This is a genomic window from Spirochaetae bacterium HGW-Spirochaetae-1 (assembly GCA_002839375.1).
GTDB lineage: Bacteria > Spirochaetota > UBA4802 > UBA4802 > UBA5550 > PGXY01.
Window position 1 is genome coordinate 592,124 of record PGXY01000003.1, and the last position, 25,440, is coordinate 617,563.

Genomic DNA, 25,440 nt, shown 5'->3' on the forward strand with positions numbered 1-25,440 from the left:
TTATCCTAACCCCCTTTGGGGGTGGCGACAGCGAATTCCTGAAAATAATTATAACTTATCCGCCGGGGGCTTTACATTACCTGTGCCCTCTCTTTAATATCCACTCAGGAGGATCACAAAAATCTGTGATGGCATTATTTAAGAAGTTACCCGATAAGGGCAGGAAATGCAATAAAAAAAATCGATTGCAATCAGCCCTGGTATGTCACCAGTTCGTAATCGGGATTGCCGAATGAGATGTCACGGGCATGATCGATCTGGCAGCGGTACGGAATATTATAGGCCATATCGGACAGACTTTTGCCTCCCCGGCCTTCCACCAGGTCCAGTGAAGCGGCGTCCACGGCAACAGGGTCGAATGATATGAGAATGCCTATATCGGGAAGCATTTTTTCAAAGCTGTCCATACAATCACAGTCTTTCGACATCCGGGTAAGCACATTAACAAAAAGTATTTTACCGGGACATGCCCTGACTACACCCAGGGCATGTTCCACAACCTTCTTCTGCAGGTCTTCGTAAGTGACTGCCCAGTTGTAACCCACGGCATCGAAGCGGCACACTGCCAGGCACTCACCGCAGCCTATGCACATCGCCTTGTCTATCACGGCACTGTCATCGCCCATGGTTATGGCCGATTCCGGGCACCATGTGATGCAGACGCCGCATTGCGTACATTTTTTTGATTTAATGGAAGGTTTCGCCGTGGAATGCTGGTTAAGCTTTCCCTTGCGGCTGGCAAGCCCCATGCCGATATTTTTGAGCGCGGCGCCGAAACCGGCAGCCAGATGCCCGGTAAAATGGGAAACAACAATCATGGACTGAACCATGGAAACCAGGGCGGCCACATGCACCGATTCATGGAGACGCCCCCCGACCGAAACCTCCGTTTCCTGGTCGCCCAGCAACCCGTCGGCCATGATGATGGGAAGGCCCGTGTTTTCATAACCGAATCCGTGCCGATGAGCCAGCATGATGTGTTCAACGGCGTTGTTTCTGTTTCCCTTGTACAGAGTCGACGTCTCGGTCAGAAAGGGAAGGCCTTTTTTTTCAGTAACAATCCCGCCCAGGGTCTTTATAAGTTCCGGACGGGCATAACCCGATTTTGCCGTCTCACCAAAATGTGTTTTAATAGCCACCATGTCGCGGTCTTTTACATGATCCAGGAGCATTTTTTCGGACAGGCAGTTCCTTACCCGTTGTGCAACGGCAGAATCAGACTCGTTGTCTTTTACCGGTATGAAGAACACTTTTTCTTTCATGGTCTCTCCTTTGTAAAATCTTCCTCAAGATTTGCAAGCCCCTGTATCATGACATCTCTCACCCGGGAAATTGTTTCTTCCAATGTAAGGTTTTCAAACTGCTCATAGGGTATTTCGGGCAGCACGCGCATGCGGATCTGGTGAACCCCTTCGGTTTTCATTACATACTTGGGCAGGGCCTCACCGGTTCCCCTCACCACGATGGGCAGTATGGGAACTTTCTTTTTTTTCGCAAGGATGAAGGCGCCGGTCTTGAAATCCTTAATCTTGCCGTCCTTTGACCGTGTGCCTTCGGGAAAGAAAAAGACCGAGCTTCCCTCGTCGAGCGTTCGCTCACAGTCCTGCATCATTTTTTCAACGCTCGACTTGTCCCCCCTGTTCAGCCTGATATAGCGGTTCAGAACCATGTTCCACCCGATGAGAGGGACCCTGAATATTTCCGCCTTGGAAACAAATTTGTAATGGAAATAGAGCCTGAAGGCCACCAGTATATCAAGCTGCGACTGATGATTGCATACCACCATATAGCAGGCATTGCGGCGGATATTTTCCCGACCCGAAGTCCTGATTTTCCACATGGGCATAAGGTATGTATAAAGGGATCCCCAGAAGCAGGTCACCATGTGGATTATCTGCAGCTTCCTGTCAAAGAAACCCGTGAGTATCCTTAAAATCAGATTAAGAATATAAAAGGGGATGGAGGTAACCCCCACGAGTATGATAAAATATGCAGTTATCAGACGGTGTCTCATATCCAGCTCCGGACTATCAGATGAAATATGCACAGAAACATATGCTTTGATTGCTGTTTATTCATTCCCTGCAGGGAATTATCAGCTTTGATTACAATGCCCTTCCGGAAAATTCGTCAATTGAAAAATTTAATTTTTTTTTGACATTGCCGGGGAAGAATGAAAAATGTTCTTAAAGAATAACAGCATAATCTCCGTACAGGCTGCAAGAGACAGAGGAACCGCCATGATATCACCATCCGCTTTGGCCACATTCATTCTCTATTTTATACTACTGCTGGGCATGGGGCTCTATTTTTACCGCCGTACCGCAAACCTGGAAGATTACCTCCTGGGAGGCAGGAGCCTCGGCGTATGGGTTACGGCCTTTTCAGCCCAGGCCAGCGACATGAGCGGCTGGCTCCTCATGGGCCTCCCCGGCGCCGTCTACCTGGGCGGGGTAACCGCGCTGTGGATCGCCCTGGGACTCTTCATCGGTACGGTTTTCAACTGGCAGTTTGTGGCCCGCCGTCTGAGGATTTACACACAATTATACAACTCCCTAACGCTCCCATCCTTCTTTGAAAGCAGGTTCGGGGACCCCACGGGCCTTCTGCGGATACTGTCGGCTGTCATCACGCTTATATTTTTTACTATCTATACATCCTCGGGTCTTGTTGCCTCGGGTAAACTATTTGAGTCAATTTTCAACATGAATTACCGGTTGGCCGTGCTGATAGGAGGAATTGTCATCATTGCCTACACATTCCTGGGCGGATTCCTCGCCGTGTCATGGACAGACCTTGTCCAGGGAGCGCTCATGGTTATGGCCATAGTGGTGGTTCCCCTCGCGGCGATCAACTCTCTGGGCGGTACCGATGCCGTCATCGGGGCAATGACGGTGAAAAATATTCCGCTGGAATTATTCGGCACCGGGTTTTCACTCCTCACAATGTTTTCCGCGGCTGCATGGGGACTTGGCTATTTTGGCCAGCCCCATATACTGGCACGGTTCATGGGGATACGTTCAGCCCGGGACCTGCCCAGGTCCACGTTCATAGCAGTCACATGGGTTATTCTTTCACTCTCCGGGGCCGTGGCCGTGGGATTCACCGCCATTGCAATGTTCCCCGATCTCCACGGCGGTGATGAGGAGAAGGTTTTCATTTACATGGTGGCAAAAATATTCAATCCCTGGACCGGGGGCATCATGCTGGCTGCCATTCTTTCGGCAATCATGTCCACCATAGACTCGCAGCTCCTCGTCTCATCATCGGCCCTGACCGAGGATTTCTATGACAAGGTTATACGAAATAACGCATCGCAGAGAGAACTGGTCTTCATGGGCCGTATATGCGTTATCATTATTTCAGTGATAGCACTGCTCCTGGCCATGAATCCCGACAACACGGTACTGGGGCTGGTGGCCTATGCCTGGGGAGGTTTCGGGGCCGCCTTTGGTCCACTGGTCCTCTTCGCCCTCTTTTCACGAAAAACATCGTGGCAGGCGGCCCTTGCAGGAATGATAACGGGCACGGTCACGCTGGTCCTGTGGAAAAGCATGGGGCTGGGCGGTTTCATGTATGAAATTGTGCCCGGTTTCGCGTCCAATATCATCGTTATGACGGCCGTTAGCCGTTTTATTCCTCAAAGGAATGAGAAAATACTGTCCGATTTCGATATGATAAACAGCGGGGAGATCAACTGAGTCCGAGTCTGTTCAGGGCCTCAATAGCCGTGTCTATCTCGTCCGTGGTATTGAAGAGCCCGAAGCCGAAACGAACGGTTCCGGCCGGAAACGTGCCCATGGTCTCATGAGCAAGGGGAGCACAGTGCAGTCCGGCGCGGCACATGATGTTATAATCGTCGGATAAAAACTGGGCCACCTCGGAGGAACTCCTCCCCTGCAGGTTAAACGATACCACACCGGTTATGATATCATCGGAAGAAACATATCCCGTGAATCCCGCCACATTTTTAGCGGCACGCTCCAGGAAATGATGCACAAGTTTTTTCTTATGTTCCATGATCCCCCGAAGTCCTCCCTTATATCCTGCCAGGAAATCCAGACCGGCCGCAAGACCCGCCAGACCGGCCGTGTTGAGGGTGCCGCTCTCGAAGCAATCGGGCAGAAATTCGGGCTGCTCTATCCTGTCGGAAAGGCTGCCTGTCCCGCCGTACCTGAGGGGCCTGATGGTGGTATGATCAAAATCATCGGCGATAATAAGGGCCCCCGTGCCTGTGGGACCGTAGAGTCCCTTATGCCCGGCCACGGCAAGAAGATCGATACCGTCATCCTTCATGTTTATGGGGACAATCCCCGCGGTCTGGGCTGCGTCAACTAAAAAGACAATTTCCCTTTCCCTGCATATCCGGCCCATCTCCCCAATAGGCTGCACTGTTCCGAAAGCATTGGACCCGTGGTTCACCACGACCATACGCGTTTTCGCCGTTATGGCGCCGGTCATATCATGAATATCCATGTGGCCGCCGGTGCCGCATCGAACAACGGAGAGAGAGATGAGGCCGCTCTTTTCCAGTTCCTTCAGGGGACGGGCCGTGCTGTTGTGCTCCATGGAAGTGGTGACAACATGGTCTCCCTGCCGCAGCACACCCTGGATGGCCTGATTGATGGCATCAGTGGCGTTAAAGGCGCATATGACACGCATGGGATTGGCGACCCCGAAAAGATCGGCCATGGCCTGACGCGCTGAAAAAACAATTTCACCAGCCTCAATGGACAGCCGGTGTCCTGAACGGCCGGGATTGCCTCCCGCAACCGTCATGTAGTTCGTTACGGCAGTTGTAACCGCTTCCGGTTTGGGGAATGATGTAGCCGCATTATCAAAATAGATGGTCCTGTCCACATTCATATCCTGTCCCCCCATTGATCTCCAGGGTCAAGTATGACAATATTATCTATTTTTTCAATATTTTTAATTCTTTTTTATGATTTTTCCACTCTCAATCGAGCACAAAGGCCAGCACCGATATCATTGCCAGGATAATTATCACGGCATTGAGTTCGCGGAATTTCCCCGTCACCAGCTTAATAAAGACATGGGCTATAAAACCGGCGGCCAGTCCCTTCGTAATTGAAAAAGTCAGGGGCATCATCACAATAATGAGAAAGGACGGCAGGGCCGTTTCAAAATCGCCGAAATTTATTTTCTTCAGATCGGCAAACATGAAGACACCCACCATGACCAGCACGGGATATATGGCATTGGCCGGAATGGCGGTGAAAAGGGGAAGCATAAACAGTGTCAGGATAAAGAGGAGGCCCGTGACCACGGCAGTAAGCCCGGTTCTTCCCCCCTCCTCGACTCCCGACGCACTTTCGATAAAACTGGTCGTAGTGGAGAGTCCCAGGAGCGATCCAAGAACCGTTGCCGCCGCATCGGCCTCCAGGGTTTTCTGGATAGGCCGCGAATCGCTGTCATCAAAAATACCGGCCCGGTATCCCACACCGGCAAGGGTACCCAGGCTGTCAAAAAGGTCCGTGAGCATGAAGGTGATGATAGGAGCGATAAGGGCAGGTGTCAGTGCCGCGGCAATATCAAGCTTTAAAAATAAAGGAGCTATGGAAGCGGGCATCGATGTAAAGGAAGCCGGCAGGGCCGATACACCTGCCGCATATCCTGCCATGGAGGTAAGGGCAATGCCGATAATAAAGGCGCCCCTGACCCGCCGGAGAATCAGCGCCGTGATGAGAAAAATACCGGTCACGCCCAGAAGAACGTTTTTATCCGAGAGATTCCCCAGTGTCAGGTATGTCACGGGATGAGCAGCGATGATCCCCATCTGCTTCAAGCCGATGAAGGCGATAAAAATGCCGATGCCGGCCGAAACGGCAATTTTGAACTCGGCTGAAATAGATTCGATTATAAGGCGCCTTACCCGCGTAACGGTAAGAACAAGAAACAGGGCGCCCGAGAGAAAAACAATTCCCAGAACGGTCTGCCAGGGAAGTTTCTCCCCCAGCACCAGGGCATAGGTGAAGTAGCTGTTGAGTCCCAGGCCCACGGACATGGCAATGGGCGTATTGGACCAGAATCCATTGAACATGGTGGCCGACATGGAGATGAGGGCCGTGGCCGTGATGACGGCTTCAATGGGCATACCGGCGTCTTTCATGATGATACCGTTCAGGGGCACAATATACATCATGGTGAGAAATGTCGTAACACCGGCAATGATTTCGGTTTTTACATCGGTGCCGCGCTCTGAAAGATGAAAGTATGATTCAAAAAAGCGTTTCATGAGGCCTCCGGCACAACGTATGATACTGAGCCGGCAGGTCATCAAACGAAGCTCCCGGTCTCAGGTATCAATACTATATGGCGTCGGCATTTAAGGACAACATTTTTTATCCGATGTCGGGGAAAAATTCACCGTATTGGTGCTCAATGCAGGATGATAATACCCTGTTTGGCTTGCAGATCTGTTCGAATGAAAAAACGTGATATACACAACAGCGGCTACCATGAGCAGGAAAGCGACGATGGAAAGAAAAATCACAACGGGGCTCGTTTTTTTCATATGTTTTTTATCCCACTTCCTCGACATGGGGGGCACATTTACCGGGGCATCCTTGTTAGCCACGGGACGACCGCAATGAGGACATTCCGGCGCCATTTCAAAAACCAGTTCATGACAGTGAACACATTTGACCTTAGCCATACTCTTCTCCTTTTTATTTATATAAAAATCGAAGGAATATAATCAAAAACCGGGCAAGAGTCAACTGCCATGATAAAATTTTTCCCATCTGGAGGGTATATTAAGAAAAAAAGATGAAAATTCCCCTGCCTTCAATATTTACGGAAAAGAGATTGCATTTATCCGCGATAGTCAATTGGATTGCATCCAAAATACCGATGACCAGAGAAAAATAAATGAAAACATACGATTCATTCCGGCACAGGTTTTCCCGGAGACCACAGGGTCTCGCGCGATTCGCCCTTTCCGTGGCGCTCTTCGGTTTTTCCATCGCCATTTTCAACACCATCTTCAACAACTTCCTCAGCGAATCCTTCAATATGGGAAACCTGGAACGGGGTGTCCTGGAGCTGCCCCGGGAGATGCCCGGTTTTCTCGTGGTTTTCGTATCTTTGCTGCTCTTCTTCCTCCCGGGACGACGGCTTGCGGCACTGTCACACCTCCTGGCCGCCCTGGGAGTCCTGCTCATAGGACATTTTTCTTCCTCCTATCCCATCATGCTTATCTGGCTTTTTGTCTTCAGCATGGGGCAGCACCTGTTTCTTCCCCTCATGCAGAGCATCGGCATGGAGTTCGCCCACGGGGGAAAAACGGGGAAACGGTTGGGTCAATTCAGCGCCGTGTCAAACCTGGCCGCCATAACAGGCAGCTTTATCATATTTATTGGATTCAGGTTCTTTAATTTTAATTTTTCCCTTTCCTTCACCATCGCAGCGGCGGGCCTTCTCGTTTCATCGGTCCTGCTCTATTCGCTCAAGCCCGATGAAAAGCAGAGCGCGAAAAGCAAATTCATCCTGCGCAGGGAATACGGACTCTTTTACTGGCTCAACATCCTCTATGGTACGCGCAAGCAGCTCTTCATCACCTTCGCGCCGTGGGTACTGGTGACGGTATACGGGAAAAGTACTTCAATCGTGGCCACCCTCATGACCATAGGTGGAATCGTAGGGATAGTATTCAATCCCCTCCTGGGACGGGCAATAGACCGTTTCGGGGAACGCCGTGTTCTGATGATGGAGGCGGTGCTGCTGGTTTTTGTCTGCATGGGATACGGCTTCGCAAAGATCATTTTCTCCGAGACAACGGCATTTATCATCGCATCGGTTTGCTTCATCGCGGACCAGCTCCTCATGTATGTCACTATGGCCAGGTCCACCTATCTTAAAAAAATCGCCGTTAAGCCCTCCGATGTGAATCCCACTCTCACCATGGGCGTGAGTATCGACCATATCTTTTCCATCAGCATAGCCCTGGTAAGCGGGCTCATCTGGTCGAAACTGGGATACCAGTATGTCTTCATCCTGGGCGCGATAATCGCCGTGGTCAATTTCTTTTCAGCTTCAAGAGTCCGGGTGCCGCAGAACGCGGCATGATGATCCTCCTCCGGACTCCCCTGCCCGGGCTTATAATTACCGGCCGAGAAAAGCCGTCACCTGCTGTGCCACGAATTCCTTTTCCAGATCGGCGGTTATGGCATGATCGCTCTTACCAAGAAATATTTTTTCCTTTTTCTGCGAAGAGACGGCATTGTAAATATAGTCCATGGAATGCGGCGGGATGACCCGGTCGTTACGTGACTGCATGAGAAGAATATCGGAGTCAAGACCGGGCAGTGCCTTCATGCCCCGGCGAATCAATCTGAAAAGGTGCCATGACTGCTTCACGGGAATGCCGGAACTGTATGATTCATGAATCCGCCGGGCTTCTTCGGACACCAGCCCCTTCGTGACATCCTCGCCGGGAAGTATGTCTTTGAAGAGACCGACAAGGGGGGCCAGGTATATGCTTTTTTCTTTTATGGAACAGGGTACCGAAAGCAGTGCCAGTTTTTGTACCGTATATTCCCTTGCCAGAAGAATGGCCAGGATACCGCCCATGGATAACCCGACTACCGACACCTCGTTGCAATAGCTCTTCAGTTCCACAAGAGCCTCGCGCGCCGATGTCTGCCAGTCCCGGTCCGTGTTGCGCGTCATATCAGCTATGGAAGTTCCATGACCTGGAAGGCGCGGAATGGAAATTGAATATCCTTGCTGCGATAGTTTTTCTCCGAGGTATTTCATCTCAAAAGGCGATCCCTTGAAACCATGGAGGAGCAAGACGCCTTTTTCCCGATTCGAGATTCGAAGGACCGCCTGCGAGTTGGGCATGATAGAAGGTATGGCTTTCAAATTCATGATTATCTTCATCCTGTTATTGTATAAACTTCGCTATAACTTCAATGCCCAGTGCAAGTCCCGCAGTCACGGCCACGCTCCAGAAAATAATCCCCAGGGACACCCACAGAATTACCCGCCGCGGACTGGCGCTCAATACGAGACCGATTAGGGCCGCCTGGGGCGCGCCGGGGAGAATGGGCGAGACAAGGCCCAGGCCCGGCATGCCGTACTTCTGCCATATCACCCCCACTCTTCCCTTTTCCGTTTTCTCTATCCATGATGGAAACTTTCTTCTCAAAACCGCCTGCAGCGGACCGCCCATGACAACAACTATCAACACGGCCAGTTCAGCTCCGGCCGCTGTGATGACCCCTGCTATAAGAACGGGAAATTTAAAGGCCAGGGCCGCTGGGAATCCGCCCCAGAAAAAGCCGGCCCCTATAACCATGACGGTGACGATCTGAATTAAAATTTTCATAACCCATATCTCCGTATCAATAATTATCCGATGTAATGGTGATGCTCTTTCTTTCCGATACGGGTGACGTGATGAGCAGATATAACCCGGCATCATCATAGGCATAGGTGAGATAGCTTCCCGATGATGCAACGGTATATCCAACATCACCGAAAAGGGCCTCCCGGGGAAGAAATATCCTCGTCTCTCCTATGCTGCTGTCATGATCCCATTCCATAAATACCTTAAGGGCTCCCGAATCCTTCCTATCCACCTGAAACTTAACCGGTATTCCGGCGACACGGTTCGCATAGGGACGTATGCGGTAATTGGCCCGCAGTTTTCCCTTGTCGTCCACGATACTCAGATTTTCATCATTGTGACCGTCATACTTTTCCGGCGTCCATCCCGGTGTATAGTTCCACTGGGTTCCTGAGACATGGTATCTATCCAGCCAGGCATAGAAGAGATCCATGTAGGCCGCTCCGCCCAGGGCCGTGGCATTGACACCGAATTCCCCCCAGAATATGGGGACCTTCCATGCGTCGGCCTTTTTTTTCTGCTTGTCCAGGGACGCATCGGGCGAGGTGCCCAGCCACATATTAATAGTGATGATGGAGCCGTCATAGTAATGGGGTGCATAGACGTAATTGCCGAAAGACATGGCCGGCAGTTCCGATGTATTTCCGGCGCTGATAAGGGCGTGGGGGCAGAGAAAAAGAATCGAATCAGGATCATTACCGCGGATTATTTCCGCCTCATCTTCATAAAGGACCGCTATTTCATCGATCTCATCACCCCATGGCTCATTGAGAAGATCATAGCCAAGAACACCGGGGTGATCGCCGAACTCGGTGGAAACACTGTCAACCATTTCAAGAAAGCTGGTCCGCACGCCGTATTTATCAAGGTAAAACCGGTTCCAGCATGTGTGCATATCAAAGTCCCAGATCATCTCGGCTCCCCATATTTTACAGCTCGAATCATTGCAGGGCGTATCCTTGCTGACCTCCGGGGGAATGGCCCATTCCGGGAATCCCTCGCCGCATCCGTGTATCTGAAATCGGGAAAAGGCGTCCTGGTGAAAATCGACGATGACATGTATCCCCCGTTCCCAGGCCCAGTCTACCACGTTTTTATAATACTCCATATACTCCCGGTTATACTCACCCCTCTCGGGCTCATAGGCCTCCCAGGTAAAGAGGAACCTGATGACGTTTATTCCCCATCCGGGAAGAGGGTCCAATACTTCGGGACTCTTTATCGGCATAAAATCAGGCACCTTTGAATTACCGGCCATATTGACGCCGCGGAAGGTAATAACGCCACCTGCCGCATCCTTAAAATAACTGCCCGTAACAGCCATGGTTTCCGTATCTTCACAGGCTGTGACGACGGTAACCGCCGCAAGCAGGAGACCCATAAGTATTTTTTTCATCGCTATCCTCCTGACATACATCATTATATGCCAATATTAAGCCTTTTCTTAAAATAAATCGACCTAGCCGCTAAGATGACACCTTTTCTTATTCCGCCCGGACTGTTTTTTTATGCCAGGCAATGCATATCCCGCCGCATGGAGAGGGATATACCTTCTCTACCGGGAAATTTTTCTGAATTCCGAAGGGGTCATGCCGGTAAGGCTTTTGAAGGTCCGGTTAAAGGTGGATTTGGAATTGAATCCCGTTTCAAAGGCGATCCCGAGGAGATTTATGTCTTCATCACTCCGTGACATCAGTTTTTTCGCCTCTTCAACGCGGAAACCGTTGATATAGCTGTAAAAATTCATTCCGTACTTTTCGCTGATTATCTGCGAAAGATAATGCCGCTTCACTTGAAGAGCCGCCGCAACATCGTCGATGCGCAGTTCGGGATCAAGAAAGGGCTTTTCTTCACACATATATTCATAAAGAGTTCTGGCATAATTCTCCCGGTCATCATTTTTCAAACCGGACTTCTCATATTTTTTCCTGAATATATTGAGCAGAAAAATTTTCCTGCTGTCCATGTCCACACTGTAATTTAAAAAAAGAAGCATGATAATGATAAAGCCGAAAAAAAACAGGTTGTACAACAGATCAATTACCCCGAGCCCGGTAAAAAAGATCAGGCCGGCCATCTGTGTCAGCACCATGATACCGATTACTCTCAGGGACACCCAGAAAGGAAATCGTATCAATGTGCAGACGCCGATTATGACGAAAAGCGAACCCGGGGCCAGCACATAACCTGCGCTGTTGACGCCCAAAACATCGATACACACAACAGCCGCATTAACGAAGATCATTGATCCCGCAATGATTACATGGCCCATGTGCCTCTTCAGCACGAAGCGGTACAGAAAAATGACGGAGATGACAATGACGGATGTTACACCCCGAATAATCCAGGCCAGCACCGCTGAACTAAAGGGAAAGACAAGAAAGTCCAGGATGACAAACAGAATAAAAACGGCCAGTCCGGAAAAAAGCAGGAGCGGAGATATGATGAGCCTGTTTTCGGCGTGATACCGGATATATTCCTTTTCAAGCCGGGACGGGAAACGAAGCGGCGGATGCCCTGCATCCAAAACCGACTCTGCCAGTTTTAATTCATTGTCTTCCATGGTTGTCTGAATCAGCCTTCATACAGTATACTTTCTCCATCGCTTTTCCTCGCGCTCCAGCAGGGAATTGAACTTTTCCGGTTCATTCACGCGGATATCAAGCTGCTCCCGGGAAATGGGATGTGTGAAAGCAAGACCTACGGCTGCAAGGAAAAGACCCTTGTGAAGCAGGGTATTGCCCTCCCGGCCGTATATCCTGTCGCCCATAATGGGATGGCCGGCCCGGCTCAAATGGATGCGCAGCTGGTGGGTCCGTCCCGTTTCTGGATAGAGCTCCACCAGGGAAAGGGATTCATTTCTCAGTGAAGGGACGGTCTTAATCAGCGCGTAAGACGTCACGGCATCCTGGTTGTCAATTTTTTCATCAATAACGCCCTGAAGCGGCATCGTGCCAACGACAACGGCCCGGTAGATTTTATAGATGGTTCGTTCCGCGAACTGCCTGCCAAGATCAGTACTGGCCCTGGCGGTTTTCGCCACCAGGAGCAGGCCGCTCGTGGCTGAGTCGAGACGGTGCACCGGCCTGGGCCACTGCAGCGCGTCTTCCAAAGGAGATTTATTTATATTTTCCTGCAGGGCATTTTCCAGGGTCCTGAAACGGTTTCCGTTGACGACGATTCCCGCGGGTTTATGCACCACGGCGAAGTGATCATCCTCATACACAATTTCTATTTTCATGTAATAGGATTTCGGTGCTTTTTTCTCATGATCCACGAGATCGATTCTGTCACCGGTTTTAACCCAGCGTCCCGTTTCCGCAGGCTCACCATTCAGGAGAAGATTACCGCTTTTAATGGCATTCTTCACCCTCTTACGCGAATAGATGTGGCTGAACAGGTCCACGGCATAATCGCTGAAGCGTGTTTTGTCAGCCGGTGCGGATACCATATGGGTTTGGATAATCAGCAGGATATTTCCTCCCGGTACTTTTTTTTAATCATGTAATTTTCCAACAGCCCATGGTCCCTGTCCGGTACTTCCTCCACAATACGGGAGTCTCTCAATCCCTGCTCAGAGCCACGGCATAAAGGCGAACCAGTGCCGGAATCGTGGAGAGTACCGGGATAAGCGTGCCGGCCATGACCGCCCGGTTCAGGGTGTCCCTGTCAAGCATGAACGTTATGGAAAGACCGGGAAGGGGAATCCCTGCCGTCACCATGGCTCCCAGTGTTTTCAGAAGCGTAATTCCGCACCATGCTCCGGCTCCGCCCAGAACCAGGTACTTGATGAGAATAGTAGTCGTTATGAATATCTTCGAGGCCCCCACGATGCGCATGATCCGATAATACTCGATGCGGTTCATGACGGCAATCATGGTGGAAAAAGATACGGCCAGGGCTGCCAGGCCCAGTATAAGGTATAACAGAATATCGATAACAGCCTGTACGTTGTTCTTCAGGTTCACTATCTGCTGTGATATGTTACGCTCCGTTTCAACGGTGTACCCCATCTTTTTCAGCTGCGACGAAGCGGAGAGAAGTGATGCATGGTCGCGGGTCTTTACAAAGGCATAGAGATATTCCCGGTCCCTTTCTTTATCTTCGGCAAAATGATTATTATAGTGCCTGACAGCCTGCAGGGGAAGGATAAGGGCCAGTGTATTCATCGAACCGGTGAATCCCGCAACCTTGGCTGAAAGCGACACGGGTTTTTCCAGGCGGCGGATGCTGGACTGTCCGAAATAGAGATTGAACCGGAGCCCCATGGCCTGTTCCCGGCTGATTCTCGGAAGGCCGTTTGGTTCAGCCATACCGTCATTGTAGGCCTGCAGTATGCTGTCGGACAGGAGCACGGGAATTTCCACATCAAAAAGTTTCCGGTTCCACAGGGCCCTGTCCCCGGCCAAAGGCATATCATCCTTTACAAGGGCATAGGGCACTCCCAGGGCCAGCAGGTCGATCTGGTAGTTCAGGCCGAAAAGAGATATGCGGGCCTGCATGGGAACATGCGCCGTCAGGACAGGGTAAATCCCCGTCACACCTGAAATTTTTTTTATTTTCCCCAGGCCCCGGTCATCGAGAAAAGGCGCGCCCGTTCTGCCGAAACGAAAGAACAGCAGGTTCTTTCTCTCCGGGGGCGAAACCTTTATGGTCTGGGGAGGAATGGCGCTTGAGAATCGCGTATTGATATACTTGTTGAAGGCATTACCCGTGACCGTAAAAAATCCAGCGGTGAAAACCGAAGTAGTAATGGCGAAAAACACGATGAGGCTGATGAACCTGCCGCTCAGGAGTTCCTTGATTATAAGATAGATACGTTGCATCATACCGGCAGAAGCGATCCCCCTTCCATGGTGAAGACTCTATTCGAACGCTCGTGCATATAATCCTTGTGGGTGATGATCAGAACGGCCCTGTCCTCATCGCGTATGGATTCGAGCACATTGAAGATGTCGATGGACGTGGCCCTGTCAAGATTGGCCGTGGGCTCATCGGCGAGAATTATTGACGGCTTGTTTATGAGGGCCCTGGCAATAGCCACGCGCTGTTTCTGCCCGCCTGACAGAATACTCACATCGCTCTCCCGGAATTTATATATCTTCAGCCTGCCCAGGATTTCACTGGCATACTCCCTTGTTTCGCGGTCAAGCCTGCCCTTTATCCTGGCCGGGAGAAGCACATTGGACATGACCGATTCCCGGGGCATGAGCCTGAAGGTCTGAAATATAAATCCCATCTCCCGGTTCCTCCTCCGGGCATTCATACTGTCAAGGCCGGTCCAGGCCTTCCTGTCGTGGAAATAAATTTCCCCGCTGCTGGCCCGCGTGATACCGGCAATGATATTGAGCATGGTGGTTTTTCCGCAGCCCGACTTTCCCGTTATGGAAACAATCTCCCCCCGGTCAAGAGACAGGTCAAGCCCCTGGAGGACAGCTGTCTTTTTCCCGGCTATACGGTAATACTTTTTAACATTATGGAGACTTAGTACCATGCTCAGAGGATCCCTTATTGTCGTATAATAGGAAGGGATATGGTCAGGTTTACCTTGACAACAGGTTCTCTTTTCAGATCCGAATGGTCAAGTATATTTCTTGCCACCACCTCACCGCCATGCTTGGTGACTATCTTTTCCACAAGCGTCAGGCCGAGACCGAAATCAAGTGTTCTATATTGCTCAAAAACCAGTTTGGAAAGACGGAAGAAGGGTTCAAAGATCACCTTTTCATATTCGATGGGAATCCCGTAGAGATTTTCATCGCCCTTTTCAGGATCGTTGAGTATGGCGATTTCCACATTGATTCCCGAGACAAAAACGATGACGGTGATATAGGTTTTCTTTTTTGAAAATTTCAGGGCGTTGATGAGTCCCTCGTAGATTGCCTTGGACATGTATTCACGGTTCAGGTTCAGGGTCAGGTCACTATACTGGTAGTTAAAGTCACTGACTATGATGGTCTGCTGTTTGATGGCGCAGTATTCCCTCACCTCTCCAATGGCAACATTCACCAGATCATAGAGCTCATGAAAGGTAGCCTTCTCGAGCTGAAAATCATTGGTAATTATCCAGTCTATATTGGAAAACATCTTGAAGGCAGTCATGGCTATGCCCATGTTGCTTTTTACCAACTCGAAAATACTGCTTTCCACCAGATGCTTATCACCCCGTTGCTCCGCCGACGAACTCATCATCTCCAGGAGAGAGATGAGGGCGCCGAATCCCGCTCCCTGGGTAAAGCTGTTATTGATATTTCTGAAGAGGGACTTGTCGGTCCTGGAGATATTTCTGCTCATCATCTTGTCTTTCCAGTCACGCCAGTCCATGTCCATGTCGATCTGATCCACGCGGCTCTTGTCCAGTATTTCCCGCATTTTGCTGATTTCAAGCTGCTCCTTCTTCTGCCGGGTGATGTCCTCAGCCAGAATGACATACTTCGTTGCCTCGCCTTCCTCATCGCGGAGGGCTGAAACCGATGCCAGCCCGTAATAAAGGGAGCCTCCCTTCGCCAGGCCATAGACCTCGCCATGCCACCGCGACCCCTGAGCCATCTTCCGCCACAACTCCGGTTCCGGCAGTACGGGATTCCCCGCTTCCTGGACATTCATTCCCAGGAGCTCATCCATATCATAGCCCGAGAGCTCTATAAATTTCTGGTTAACGTAGAGAACCATGCCGTTTTTATCCACGATGAGGGCGTAATAGGGGCTCTGGTTGAAGGCAAGGCTAAACAGCCGCAGGTTCTCTTCCGACTGCTGCCGGAGTTGTATCTGCTCCAGAAGGCTATGATTTATCTTGGAGAGTTCCTGTGTCCTTTCCTCGACTTTTTTTTCCAGGGTCTCTTTGTATTCCATGAGCTCCCGTTCGGCATTTTTCCTTTCTGTTATGTCGCGGATAATCACAAGTGCCGAGCCGTCCACACTCTTCAGTATCCTTGCCTCCAGGTGTTTGACGACGCCGCCTTTTTTCGACGCGTACTCCACAATCCTGGGCTCTCCGCTTTTAACCACCTGTTTAATAGAAGGCATGGCTTTCTGTGCAATGGCATCGGACCAGACGTTTTTTGCCAGGTCAGCCTCCCCCCTTCGGAGAAAGGAACCATCGGGCCGGAGATTGAACATAATATCGGGAATGGCCGACAGCATGGTCTGGTTTCTTTTCTCACTCTCGCGCAGATCTTTCTCAATGCGGAATTTATACAGACCCAGTTCAATAGTGCTGACCAGTATATTATAATTGAAGGGCTTTAATATATAACCGAAGGGCATGGTTTCCTTTGCCCTTTCAAAGGTGTCATCATCAACACCGCCGGTTATGTAGATAAAGGGTATATCAAAACGTTTGAAAATCTCCCTGGCCGCGTCTACCCCGTCCACTTTGCCGCCGAGACTGATATCCATGAGCACCATATCCGGCTTGAGGCTGGAGGACTTTTCAATAGCGTCTTCTCCCGTATCGGTAACAGCCACTACTTCATGCCCGCACTTTTCCAGTATCTTTTTCAGCATGGTTGCCGCTGACATATCATCTTCAACGATGATAATTCTGCTACTGTCATTGCAAATTTTCATTTTTATATACCTACTTTTTTTTCAGGAATATTATTTTAACTATTAAAATTACCGGAAGTCAATAACATTTCTGACTCTATTCCAAATCTGCTGCCGCATACACGGGGGACATTCTGTTCATACTTTCCCATATAATGGACCACGGTATCTTTTTTTTATTTACATTGCATGGAAAAGTCATACAATGTGTAAAATATTGTACCCGGGGAATGTACTATGGATGAGGACCTCTTCATCGATGAGCAGAAAACAAGTGCACTTAATAAAATTGCCGATTTTCTTGAGCATGCATCACTGGTAAAAATTATAAACAAACTTACCGATTATGCCGAAATACTGTCGGAAGGAAAGCTTTCGGCCCTTATCAACTATAATTACAGCCTTAACAGGGAACAATTGAATGAAATACTTCAATTACTCCTCAAAATTCGCGCCCTCTCACGAATAAGCCTTATCGCCCAGAAAGGCACGCGAGACCTGGAAGATGAATATATCTCGAATATCTTTTCCGATTCCGTCAATCCCGAGAGTATTTCCTCATTTATCTCCATCAGAAACATACTGGAAAACAGGCTCACCCATCAGACCCAACAGTATAATATGAACATGGGAAAAAGCAACACAACCCAGTCCATGCCCATTAATGAGCTGCGGGGCCATGTCAAGACATACATCGATCTCAGTAAAAGTGACGTCACCGTTTCATCCAAGGCGCAGCATGGCTTTATCGCCGCAACTCTTCACGATGCATATATCACCTTCATAGCCCGCTCAGACTGGTGGAATGACAGAACCTACATGAAGTTTTTCTTCAACGAGGATGACCCGGAAAGAAGAAACCAGCTCGTGGCAACACGCGAACCCTACATGTCGTTGATTCGGGTAAGCGGCAACATCAACAAGATTCTAGACACTTTCTCCAGCATGAAACTGGCACGACTCCGGGGCAGCGATAAAAAAACCTACACGGAAGAGACCCCGTCACGGCCGGCCCAGGATGGGGGCCATTCGGCCTTCCAAAACGTTCAGGCCAGAATGTTTAATGACCGTCTTATGATGACGCCCTTTGGGCGGCAATACGGCAGCAAGATTGACTCCATCATCATCGATCTTTTCACCCCTATAACAAAAGATACTCCCGACGAGGATACGCTGCATGAAATAATTTCCGGTCTATTCTCAACTTTTACCGCCATGCCCGAAGCGCTTCAGGCTCCGGGCAACAGCAGGTCTGTCATTGATATTCTCGATCTGGTAATATTCATGGACATGAGCGTCAGGGCCTTTGCCGAAAAATTTATCTATAACAACCGAAAGGAGTCTTTTCTCAAATTTTATTCCGATAAAAACAAGGACGCCATTGAGGCCTTTCTTATGGCCCTGTTCTCAGTCTATTTTGAGGAAAAGTTCAGCGGCCTCTTCAGGATAATCCAGAGCGGAGAAATGAGAAAATACGCCTGTGCCTTCATCATAAAGCGGATTTATCTTACGCAGGGTGAGAATCTCACCACCTTCGGATTTTTTCTGATCAAGGCAATAGCCAGGGTGGGGCATATTAAAATCTCCTGAGTCAGGCGCAGGGTAGTTCCGTTCTATTCGTCCTTCTTCCTGCAGGAAGAAGGAGATTCCATGATACCGTCACAACTGAAAACAATCAGCCTTCGAGGTACTTATTTATCAGAGCGGTCTGCTTAGTTGTAGGATTCAAAAACTCCACACCCATGCCGGCACGTATATCTTCATCCCTTTCATCCCTGTTCCAGCGGACCCTCGCCTTTAGATCAATGGGATCCGTCCCCGGTAAATGCAGCACGAGATCAACTTCGGAATTTTCATTCAATGGTTCAGGAGTGGATATAAACATCCCACCATCGCTGATATCGATGGTGCTGCTGAAGGTAAGCCCATCGGAGTATACCTCGCATTTAATGGATTTTTTTATTCTTCCCGATTTTCTTTTATCATCCATATGACATCTCCCGTCACCGGTTTATTTAAATTTTTCAACCTGCCGCCTCTCCGGTCCATACATGGCTTGACTGAATGGCGGCAAATCAATTTTTCCCTTCTCAATAGTGATAACATTATATACATATTGACAAATATTACAATCTTTTTTTATGTAATCAAAAGAATGATGGTAATGTCATAAAGTCAAAATGTCAATGACACAATACAGATTGCAAATATTCTATCTTAAAAAACGCGTAATTTTCCCCTTCTGTGCAATGAAGGTTGAACTGGGCGCCTCCCCCTCGTCGCGTAAAATACAGGCAGGCGATAAAATATTAGCCTTCCCTGTCCGGTCGATTTTTGATATTTTTTTCTCCAGAAATAAAATAGCGACACTAGTGGAAGTCAACAACGCCGAAACGCAGGATAAAATCGTAAAACTTGAGGTAAAAGGCCTTTCAAGGGTAAAAATTGTCCATGTCAGAAAATTCAAGGATGCTCTTTTCGAGGTTGTAATAGAAGAAGAGCCGAAAGTATCCCACGAACTCATGGATAATCTCCGCAAAAAATCGCAGGAACTCATTTTTCTCATCAACGTAGACGAATCGGATAAACTGATAAACCTTCTCAACTACCTGGTAAACATAAATCAGCTCATTGATTTCATATCGAATTATTTTGTGCTGGACTTTCACGGACGGTATGGTCTATTTAACGAGTTGGATCTTTCCAGGAGAGGAGACGCCCTTCTATCCATTTTGACAAACCTGATAAAAAAACTGAATGAAAAAAGAACAATGGAACAGGAATGAAAAAAAATGTAATCAACAACGATGTTTATTATGCCCTCGCCTGGTCGGAGATTCATAAATACGACAGGTTTTCTTCTTCCCGGACCCTGCCGGTATTGCCCGGCATCATCGGCTTGTTCCAGAACAAAACAAACCGTTATGTGCCTCTCCTTTATTTCGACTGCTGGCGCGAGGGGCTTCGTGACGGACTAAAAAATTTCATGCTTCCCACACCGAGATTCAAGGCACTCCGGGAACTGATCAACCCCGAGGAGATTTATTTCAATTACACCGTTGCCGAAGGACCCCAGAAGGATCTGAAGGACGTCCTTTTCTGGCTGATAAAAACATACAAACCCCTCTACAACAACACCGAATCCTTTTCAGACTCGGGACGATATAAAAACATTTTTGTGAAGGAGCTTATGCGTTCCCCGTCTGACATTATAGAAAAAATTCCATAACAGGTCAACACCCTCGGGCTCACAGGTCCCTGCTCAGGGCCAGGCTCTCCTTTGTATAGATATGATCCACCTTATTTTTTATAGCCAGGAACTCCAGCACATATTTTAACCGTGCCGCGGCGTCAAGAGGAGAAGACAGCTTGTTGTCGCTGCGCGGAGAGAACTGCTGTATTCTTTTCACGTTGAGACTTCGCTTGTCCTTGTTGCCCTGAAAGATATCCTTTTTGAAAAGATTATACGTATCATAAAGAGATCGAATTATGTTTTCAGAATATATGAGATTGGCGACATAGAGATTCGAATCGGGATCATAGATATTCCTGGTAAAAAACTTCAGTATCTTGAGAACGATATCGGGGTACAGGTGTTCGTTAAGGATCTCAATTATCTTTCCCTCCAGGACCCGGTCATTCATTCTCTTCGTGGGATAGGCCATGCTGGGCGTTTCCCAGTACCCGGTCTGAACCTTGAAATAGATATAATCAAGAAACCTGTCCATGGTGTCCTTTTTCATGATGTCGAATTCGCCATAGCTGGCCTGAAGTATCTCTTCAGCCACATCCTCCAGGTTCTTTTCCTTAAGCAGGCTCTCATAGTCGACAATGGTACCTGCCTCTTTTATGATCTCCTCGGCGGAACGGCTGAATAGACTTTTCTTTTCGTCATCTTTTTTATCATTTCCATTCATATTACATTCATCCCTTTTCGCATAACATATCAGTCAACGCCAGAACATGCTTTTCCTGCACCCATCGGCAAAATGCTAAAAATCAACACTTACCTTCATTCTAAGACGCCTTTGGAAATCATCCCGGCTGTTGTATTCATAAACGCTTCGCATGGCGCCAATTATGGAATACTGGTAAAAGTTCAGCTCGACAAATCCGAAAAACATCCACTGGAATATATTCCCCGTCATAATGCCGTGAACGATAAGCGATATAAAAACGGCATTTGTCATGAGAGTAAAGAAGCCGGTCCGGTAATTTCCCGTGTAAAAATGGCCGAAACCAGGGACCAGCATCGAACCCATAACTGCCCCCAAGGGGCTTTTTAGCGGCCGGTTCATTTCCCCCACCACATCTCCTTCCAGCATCCCCGCCTGTTCCAGATATTCACCACGGGGATATTTCTCCCGGTACTCGCGAACCAACTGCAGTGATCCTTCGAAGTCATTGAGGAGAGCAGCGCCGTAGCACCTGTTGAAGATGACCTTCTCGGTGTAGAGGGAATCACCATAGACATCCATGTATTTACTGAAATTGCTCAGAGCAAAAAGAGGCGACCCCTGCTTCAGCCGCGCCATGGCGCCGACAAAAAGCGCCTCTTCTCCCTCGGGAGTCTTCCCATATCGCAGCGCACAATCGTCCAGGAGTTCCATGGACCGGGAATAATTGTCTCCTCGAAAATAGGCTTTCCCGGCGAGAAGCATGCCGGCTGGAACATATTTCCCATCGGGATAAAGAAACCGGTACCGCATCGTCTCCGTCACGGCATTATAATACTCCCCGTTGTCGTAATGGAGCCGGGCACAGGTCATGATATCCTCCCCGCCTGCAGCAAGGGGCAGTGCAAAGAGAACCGTGATCATTATAAATGCTGCCGTGTACAGTGTTTTCAATGCCACCCCGCTTACCTGAACATTGCATTCCTGTCAACATAGCGCATAGGATCAAAGGCCGGAACATGTTCCGACAGGATGCCCTTTCTGAAATTTTCATTTAAAGTCCTGTTATAAGTGCGGCACGAATTATGGGCACCGTATATAGTACCACCGTAAAAAAGCCCGGAAAAGAAAAACAACGAAAAGGCCGGTCCCTTTTCATTACGGCTGTAAAGATACAGCCCTCCGAACAGGGTGGCGGCCACGCCCAGGAGACTCAGAATGCCATCGGTATAACGGCCCGCATACATCTGGCCTGCCCCGGGTAAAAGGGCCGATAGAATCCCGGCAGCCATACCGGAACGGTAATGCAGTTTACGGTACTCCTCAAGATCACCCACCAGGGAAAGAAACTCTCTTTTCCCCCCGAATAAATCCTTTTGCCTGAGAAGCATATCCAGGGCTTCACTGAAATCGTCATTATAAAGATATGCCTCGGTCTGCCGGAGCAATACGTCATAACGATACGCGCTATCAACGCCAGTAATATCCGCCGCTGCCACAGCAGCTATGCTCTGTCCCCAATCATGCAGCCTCATGAAGGACTGCGAAAGCAAAATCTGCTCCCTGTAATCGGGAAGCCGGTCCTTCCGGGACATGATATGGTCAATCGTCCAGATGTACTGCCCTCCCAGAAAATAGTTCGCTGCTATGAAATAATCCAGTTCTCCATTCCGACTCCCACTGAAGGCCATGTATTTCCGGGCTTCGGCAATGGAATCAAAATAGCGCCCTTCATTAAAAAGTGAAAGAATGAAATCCCTCTGCCTTTCACGAAATCCATCCCGGGCATACAGAGCCGCGCCGTTGAACACCAGAAGGGAAATCAGCACCTGTGTTACCAAATATCTCATGTTATTTACCGCACAGGCTGCCGGGAACAGGATCATCACCGGGCTGATTATACGGATTGCAGCGGAGAATTCTTTCGCCGGCCATGAGGGCCCCCAGGAGTGCCCCGTGCCGCTCCACGGCCTGCCTGCCGTATGCGCTGCAAACGGGCCTGTAGCGGCAGCTTGGCCCGTCCTGAGGTGATATGACTATCTGAAAAAACCGAATGAGCGCCAGGGCACCCCCCTGCATGCCATTATACACGGAATTACCATCATGATGCCCGTAACCGGGATGACGACTCTCTTCGTGATGCCATTGAACATTTTCATCACCCGTGGCGATATCGGCGTTCCAGGGACCAAAGCCAGGACGGGCATACAGGGGCTGGAGCACCAGGGCCGCAACAAGGAAAGTATAAAATAGTATTAACTTTTTCATCTTAAAAATCAACCTGAATATGTATCCCACCAGAAACAGTCCCATGTCAAATAAAAAACAGCCCGCATGAGCCAGGTATTTAATACTTGACACTGTTTCTGTCCATCGTTAGTTTTAATAGCATTGGGTCTTTTCATCGGATTCGTTGTAGTCCGCGTGAGATCCCTCATTTAATATTTACGGATCCGTCCGTGCTGAAAACAGTTTAAAAAGAAGAGTGCTTTTATTACATGAACAGTAAAATAGATTTGATTATTTTCTTATTTAAAATAACACCGAAATCCTTCATATCGCGTATATTCGGATATGTCACACAAATCCCCTTACCCGGGTTCATTCTTAATCCCGTCATTGGCTGGTATTGTAAAAAATTCCAGGTGAACGTCGATGAAATAGATACCCCCCCCGACGGATTCAGGACCTTTGACGGATTTTTCACGCGTCAGTTGAAAAAAGGTGTCCACCGGTTTTCATCATCACCCGACGACATTCTCTCCCCCGTGGACGGTCGGCTCGATCAGTTCGGCCCCATTGACGGAGAACGGATCATCCAGGCCAAGGGGATAGATTATTCCCTTCGGGACCTCATCCCCTCGGAATCGGCCGACCATTTCACCGACGGGTCCTTCATGACCCTGTATCTTTCTCCCGCCGATTATCATCGTATTCATTCCCCCGTGATCGGCACAATAACCGGTTACTTCAACCTGCCGGGGAAGCTTTACACGGTACAGGAATTCATGGTCCAGGGCCTGAGGAACCTTTTTGCAATTAACGAACGAATCATCAGCTACATTAGAACCAGGCGCGGCATGGTGGCAGTCTGCAAGGTAGGAGCCATGAACGTTGGAAGAATTTCCATATCCCATTCCCCTGTGGTAACAAACAGGATTTTCCGGACGCGAACAGAAGTACTGTACTCTGAAAATGAATCCCCGCAGGTTGGAGCCGGTGACGAAATCGGTATGTTCCATCTGGGTTCCACGGTTGTTCTTCTTTTTCAGAAAAATATAATGGCTTTTGAAAAACTGGAGACCGGACAAAAAGTCCGTGTAGGGCAGAAGATCGGAAGATTCATTTAATCCGACGATTTATTGATACAATTATCACGGCAGGAGAAATATCATGCCCAGACATACAACCATGAACAATTTTATCAACTCCCAGGTCAGGCAGTGGCAGGCGCGAAAAGATAAAATCGAACTGTCCGACACCCAACAGACTCCGCTGGCACCCTTTATCACCATCTCCCGCGAATACGGTTCAGGCGGATTCGAGATCGGCGCAAAAATCGCTGAAATTTTAAACACAGAAAACGGCAGTGACAAAATCTGGGCTGCCTACGACAGGGAACTGATCAACAAGGTCATGGACGATACGGGCCTTTCATCAAGCCTCACCCATACCCTGACCAGCAACGCCAGGAAGAATCTGACCAATCTCATCCAGACGTCCTTCAGCACGTTCCCTCCCCAGGTGTCGGTGTATCTCAAACTGGTTGAGACCATACGTATCATGGCGGTAAACGGCAATGTAATTCTCGTGGGAAGGGCCAGCAACGTCATTACCCGTGACCTCAAGAGGGGTTTCCATGTAAGGGTAACGGCACCCCTGGAATGGAGAATAAAAAGAATCAGCGATCTCATGAAACTCAGCCGGAAAGATGCGGAAAAACTGATCAATGAAAAAAACAGGGAACGGGACCGCTTTGTAAAGGAATATATTAAATTCGATCCCGAAGATCCGCACAACTATGATTTTTGCCTGAATAACAGGAAATTCTCCACGGAGGAGGCTGCCCGGCTCATCATCGCCGGAATGAAAATTAAAGGGTTGATTTAAGCGGATATATGGATATCAATCATCAGACGTTCAATTCAGGTGAATTTTTCCTGCAGTTTGATATGGATAAATCCATTCTTCTCTGCAAAATCCGTCACGATTCAAAGGATAAGATTCTCTGGGCGAAGAAGCTCAACGACATTTACTGTCTCCTGGACATACTGGAAGACAGAGACAGGTTTTATGTCGCCTGTGAAATCAATGACCTGGACGGGAAATTTATTGCCCTGGACAAATCCACGGGAACAACAGCCTGGTTCATACCGGGACGGCCCTATTTCCAGACCCAGTTCGATCAGTCCCTTTTCATCATCTTCATTGATGCCAGCCATGCCTATTATCTGCTCAGGGTCGATTCCGAAAAGGGAGCGGCCCTGTGGCATCACCGCATAGAAGAGGACCTGTGCGAATACAGCTTTAACAGCAGCAGAATACTGCTTCAATACCGTTCAGGCAGAACGGAAAAACTGAACCCCCTTTCGGGAAAAATGATTTTTTAACAAACCAGCGGCG

26 protein-coding genes are annotated in these 25,440 nt (G+C 48.9%); 9 read left to right on the plus strand and 17 right to left on the minus strand.

The features are described 5' to 3' along the window. Nucleotides 1-191: 191 nt before the first annotated feature. Together CVV44_07250 and CVV44_07255 are read right to left on the minus strand one after the other, a co-directional pair. Nucleotides 192-1,262 carry a hypothetical protein gene (locus CVV44_07250; GenBank protein PKL40008.1) on the minus strand — a complete coding sequence of 357 codons (1,071 nt, stop codon included), beginning with the start codon at nt 1,260-1,262 and terminating at the stop codon, nt 192-194. Beyond that, nucleotides 1,259-2,014, minus strand: coding sequence for a 1-acyl-sn-glycerol-3-phosphate acyltransferase (locus CVV44_07255; GenBank protein PKL40009.1), 756 nt, complete (start codon nt 2,012-2,014; stop codon nt 1,259-1,261). Before CVV44_07255 ends, CVV44_07250 begins: the two co-directional genes overlap by 4 nt. A 226-nt stretch (nt 2,015-2,240) precedes the next feature. Here CVV44_07255 and putP point away from each other — a divergent pair, with 226 nt between their 5' ends. Beyond that, the gene (gene putP / locus CVV44_07260; protein ID PKL40142.1) at nt 2,241-3,701 is read left to right on the plus strand and encodes a sodium/proline symporter PutP; all 1,461 of its coding nucleotides are present in this window, start codon (nt 2,241-2,243) and stop codon (nt 3,699-3,701) included. Here the strand turns inward: putP and CVV44_07265 are convergent. Together CVV44_07265 and CVV44_07270 are read right to left on the minus strand one after the other, a co-directional pair. Continuing rightward, complete coding sequence (locus CVV44_07265) at nt 3,694-4,866, minus strand: cysteine desulfurase (GenBank protein PKL40143.1); 1,173 nt, start codon at nt 4,864-4,866, stop codon at nt 3,694-3,696. The genes putP and CVV44_07265 overlap by 8 nt on opposite strands. 91 nt (nt 4,867-4,957) lie before the next feature. Then, on the minus strand, nt 4,958-6,256 hold the full coding sequence (locus tag CVV44_07270; GenBank protein ID PKL40144.1) for a guanine permease: 1,299 nt from the start codon (nt 6,254-6,256) through the stop codon (nt 4,958-4,960). Nucleotides 6,257-6,445: 189 nt separating this feature from the next. Between CVV44_07270 and CVV44_07275 the strand changes: the two genes are divergently transcribed. After that, nucleotides 6,446-6,718, plus strand: a complete 273-nt coding sequence (locus CVV44_07275) for a hypothetical protein (protein ID PKL40010.1) — start codon at nt 6,446-6,448, stop codon at nt 6,716-6,718. A 173-nt stretch (nt 6,719-6,891) separates the two neighbouring features. Beyond that, a complete protein-coding gene (locus tag CVV44_07280; protein PKL40011.1) occupies nt 6,892-8,088 on the plus strand; it encodes an MFS transporter in 1,197 nt (398 codons plus the stop codon). Between the two features lie 36 nt (nt 8,089-8,124). On the opposite strand, the gene CVV44_07285 is transcribed toward CVV44_07280, so the two are convergent. From CVV44_07285 to CVV44_07320, 8 genes are all read right to left on the minus strand, one after another. Beyond that, nucleotides 8,125-8,904, minus strand: coding sequence for a carboxylesterase (locus CVV44_07285; GenBank protein ID PKL40012.1), 780 nt, complete (start codon nt 8,902-8,904; stop codon nt 8,125-8,127). Between the two features lie 4 nt (nt 8,905-8,908). Then, nucleotides 8,909-9,352 (minus strand): small multi-drug export protein, encoded by a 444-nt coding sequence (locus CVV44_07290; protein ID PKL40013.1) that lies wholly within the window; start codon nt 9,350-9,352, stop codon nt 8,909-8,911. A 16-nt stretch (nt 9,353-9,368) separates the two neighbouring features. After that, entirely contained in the window at nt 9,369-10,793 is a 1,425-nt protein-coding gene (locus tag CVV44_07295; GenBank protein PKL40014.1) for a hypothetical protein, read from the minus strand. 135 nt (nt 10,794-10,928) lie between these two features. Beyond that, entirely contained in the window at nt 10,929-11,936 is a 1,008-nt protein-coding gene (locus tag CVV44_07300) for a hypothetical protein (protein ID PKL40015.1), read from the minus strand. 18 nt (nt 11,937-11,954) lie between these two features. Continuing rightward, nucleotides 11,955-12,824 carry an RNA pseudouridine synthase gene (locus CVV44_07305; GenBank protein PKL40016.1) on the minus strand — a complete coding sequence of 290 codons (870 nt, stop codon included), beginning with the start codon at nt 12,822-12,824 and terminating at the stop codon, nt 11,955-11,957. Between the two features lie 112 nt (nt 12,825-12,936). Then, nucleotides 12,937-14,202, minus strand: a complete 1,266-nt coding sequence (locus tag CVV44_07310) for a hypothetical protein (GenBank protein ID PKL40017.1) — start codon at nt 14,200-14,202, stop codon at nt 12,937-12,939. After that, nucleotides 14,199-14,867 carry a macrolide ABC transporter ATP-binding protein gene (locus CVV44_07315; GenBank protein PKL40018.1) on the minus strand — a complete coding sequence of 223 codons (669 nt, stop codon included), beginning with the start codon at nt 14,865-14,867 and terminating at the stop codon, nt 14,199-14,201. Before CVV44_07315 ends, CVV44_07310 begins: the two co-directional genes overlap by 4 nt. Nucleotides 14,868-14,881: 14 nt before the next feature. Continuing rightward, complete coding sequence (locus CVV44_07320) at nt 14,882-16,942, minus strand: hypothetical protein (GenBank protein ID PKL40019.1); 2,061 nt, start codon at nt 16,940-16,942, stop codon at nt 14,882-14,884. A 216-nt stretch (nt 16,943-17,158) separates the two neighbouring features. Here CVV44_07320 and CVV44_07325 point away from each other — a divergent pair, with 216 nt between their 5' ends. Beyond that, nucleotides 17,159-18,511: a hypothetical protein gene (locus CVV44_07325; protein PKL40020.1), complete on the plus strand. Its 1,353-nt coding sequence runs from the start codon at nt 17,159-17,161 to the stop codon at nt 18,509-18,511. 85 nt (nt 18,512-18,596) lie between these two features. Here the strand turns inward: CVV44_07325 and CVV44_07330 are convergent, their stop codons facing one another. Beyond that, entirely contained in the window at nt 18,597-18,911 is a 315-nt protein-coding gene (locus tag CVV44_07330) for a TIGR02266 family protein (GenBank protein PKL40021.1), read from the minus strand. A 190-nt stretch (nt 18,912-19,101) separates the two neighbouring features. Here CVV44_07330 and CVV44_07335 point away from each other — a divergent pair, with 190 nt between their 5' ends. Both CVV44_07335 and CVV44_07340 read left to right on the plus strand, forming a co-directional pair. Continuing rightward, nucleotides 19,102-19,707, plus strand: coding sequence for a hypothetical protein (locus CVV44_07335; protein PKL40022.1), 606 nt, complete (start codon nt 19,102-19,104; stop codon nt 19,705-19,707). After that, entirely contained in the window at nt 19,704-20,150 is a 447-nt protein-coding gene (locus tag CVV44_07340; protein PKL40023.1) for a hypothetical protein, read from the plus strand. Before CVV44_07335 ends, CVV44_07340 begins: the two co-directional genes overlap by 4 nt. A 19-nt stretch (nt 20,151-20,169) precedes the next feature. Here the strand turns inward: CVV44_07340 and CVV44_07345 are convergent, their stop codons facing one another. The 4 genes from CVV44_07345 to CVV44_07360 all read right to left on the minus strand — a co-directional run bounded on the left by CVV44_07345 (nt 20,170) and on the right by CVV44_07360 (nt 22,896). Next, entirely contained in the window at nt 20,170-20,838 is a 669-nt protein-coding gene (locus CVV44_07345; protein PKL40024.1) for a hypothetical protein, read from the minus strand. A 75-nt stretch (nt 20,839-20,913) separates the two neighbouring features. Further along, nucleotides 20,914-21,771, minus strand: coding sequence for a hypothetical protein (locus CVV44_07350; protein PKL40025.1), 858 nt, complete (start codon nt 21,769-21,771; stop codon nt 20,914-20,916). Nucleotides 21,772-21,782: 11 nt separating this feature from the next. Continuing rightward, the gene (locus CVV44_07355; GenBank protein PKL40026.1) at nt 21,783-22,667 is read right to left on the minus strand and encodes a hypothetical protein; all 885 of its coding nucleotides are present in this window, start codon (nt 22,665-22,667) and stop codon (nt 21,783-21,785) included. Nucleotide 22,668: 1 nt separating this feature from the next. After that, nucleotides 22,669-22,896, minus strand: a complete 228-nt coding sequence (locus tag CVV44_07360) for a membrane protein insertion efficiency factor YidD (GenBank protein PKL40145.1) — start codon at nt 22,894-22,896, stop codon at nt 22,669-22,671. A gap of 419 nt (nt 22,897-23,315) precedes the next feature. Here CVV44_07360 and psd point away from each other — a divergent pair, with 419 nt between their 5' ends. From psd to CVV44_07375, 3 genes are read left to right on the plus strand one after another with little or no spacing between them, the layout of a single operon-like run. After that, nucleotides 23,316-24,167, plus strand: a complete 852-nt coding sequence (gene psd / locus CVV44_07365; protein PKL40027.1) for a phosphatidylserine decarboxylase — start codon at nt 23,316-23,318, stop codon at nt 24,165-24,167. 43 nt (nt 24,168-24,210) lie between these two features. Continuing rightward, entirely contained in the window at nt 24,211-24,927 is a 717-nt protein-coding gene (locus CVV44_07370) for a hypothetical protein (GenBank protein ID PKL40028.1), read from the plus strand. Nucleotides 24,928-24,935: 8 nt separating this feature from the next. Further along, a complete protein-coding gene (locus CVV44_07375; protein PKL40029.1) occupies nt 24,936-25,427 on the plus strand; it encodes a hypothetical protein in 492 nt (163 codons plus the stop codon). Nucleotides 25,428-25,440 lie beyond the last annotated feature (13 nt).

Excerpts from the sequence above, each read along its gene's own strand:
- CVV44_07280 (PKL40011.1), top strand. The coding sequence starts at position 6,892 with ATGAAAACATACGATTCATTCCGGCACAGGTTTTCCCGGAGACCACAG.
- CVV44_07305 (PKL40016.1), bottom strand. The coding sequence starts at position 12,824 with ATGGTATCCGCACCGGCTGACAAAACACGCTTCAGCGATTATGCCGTG.
- CVV44_07255 (PKL40009.1), bottom strand. The coding sequence starts at position 2,014 with ATGAGACACCGTCTGATAACTGCATATTTTATCATACTCGTGGGGGTT.
- CVV44_07310 (PKL40017.1), bottom strand. The coding sequence starts at position 14,202 with ATGATGCAACGTATCTATCTTATAATCAAGGAACTCCTGAGCGGCAGG.
- psd (PKL40027.1), top strand. The coding sequence starts at position 23,316 with ATGAACAGTAAAATAGATTTGATTATTTTCTTATTTAAAATAACACCG.
- CVV44_07270 (PKL40144.1), bottom strand. The coding sequence starts at position 6,256 with ATGAAACGCTTTTTTGAATCATACTTTCATCTTTCAGAGCGCGGCACC.
- CVV44_07370 (PKL40028.1), top strand. The coding sequence starts at position 24,211 with ATGCCCAGACATACAACCATGAACAATTTTATCAACTCCCAGGTCAGG.
- CVV44_07295 (PKL40014.1), bottom strand. The coding sequence starts at position 10,793 with ATGATGTATGTCAGGAGGATAGCGATGAAAAAAATACTTATGGGTCTC.
- CVV44_07300 (PKL40015.1), bottom strand. The coding sequence starts at position 11,936 with ATGGAAGACAATGAATTAAAACTGGCAGAGTCGGTTTTGGATGCAGGG.
- CVV44_07340 (PKL40023.1), top strand. The coding sequence starts at position 19,704 with ATGAAAAAAAATGTAATCAACAACGATGTTTATTATGCCCTCGCCTGG.
- putP (PKL40142.1), top strand. The coding sequence starts at position 2,241 with ATGATATCACCATCCGCTTTGGCCACATTCATTCTCTATTTTATACTA.
- CVV44_07330 (PKL40021.1), bottom strand. The coding sequence starts at position 18,911 with ATGGATGATAAAAGAAAATCGGGAAGAATAAAAAAATCCATTAAATGC.
- CVV44_07265 (PKL40143.1), bottom strand. The coding sequence starts at position 4,866 with ATGAATGTGGACAGGACCATCTATTTTGATAATGCGGCTACATCATTC.
- CVV44_07320 (PKL40019.1), bottom strand. The coding sequence starts at position 16,942 with ATGAAAATTTGCAATGACAGTAGCAGAATTATCATCGTTGAAGATGAT.
- CVV44_07335 (PKL40022.1), top strand. The coding sequence starts at position 19,102 with ATGTCAATGACACAATACAGATTGCAAATATTCTATCTTAAAAAACGC.
- CVV44_07315 (PKL40018.1), bottom strand. The coding sequence starts at position 14,867 with ATGGTACTAAGTCTCCATAATGTTAAAAAGTATTACCGTATAGCCGGG.
- CVV44_07360 (PKL40145.1), bottom strand. The coding sequence starts at position 22,896 with ATGCAGGGGGGTGCCCTGGCGCTCATTCGGTTTTTTCAGATAGTCATA.
- CVV44_07355 (PKL40026.1), bottom strand. The coding sequence starts at position 22,667 with ATGAGATATTTGGTAACACAGGTGCTGATTTCCCTTCTGGTGTTCAAC.
- CVV44_07375 (PKL40029.1), top strand. The coding sequence starts at position 24,936 with ATGGATATCAATCATCAGACGTTCAATTCAGGTGAATTTTTCCTGCAG.
- CVV44_07275 (PKL40010.1), top strand. The coding sequence starts at position 6,446 with ATGAAAAAACGTGATATACACAACAGCGGCTACCATGAGCAGGAAAGC.
- CVV44_07285 (PKL40012.1), bottom strand. The coding sequence starts at position 8,904 with ATGAAGATAATCATGAATTTGAAAGCCATACCTTCTATCATGCCCAAC.
- CVV44_07325 (PKL40020.1), top strand. The coding sequence starts at position 17,159 with ATGGATGAGGACCTCTTCATCGATGAGCAGAAAACAAGTGCACTTAAT.
- CVV44_07290 (PKL40013.1), bottom strand. The coding sequence starts at position 9,352 with ATGAAAATTTTAATTCAGATCGTCACCGTCATGGTTATAGGGGCCGGC.
- CVV44_07345 (PKL40024.1), bottom strand. The coding sequence starts at position 20,838 with ATGAATGGAAATGATAAAAAAGATGACGAAAAGAAAAGTCTATTCAGC.
- CVV44_07250 (PKL40008.1), bottom strand. The coding sequence starts at position 1,262 with ATGAAAGAAAAAGTGTTCTTCATACCGGTAAAAGACAACGAGTCTGAT.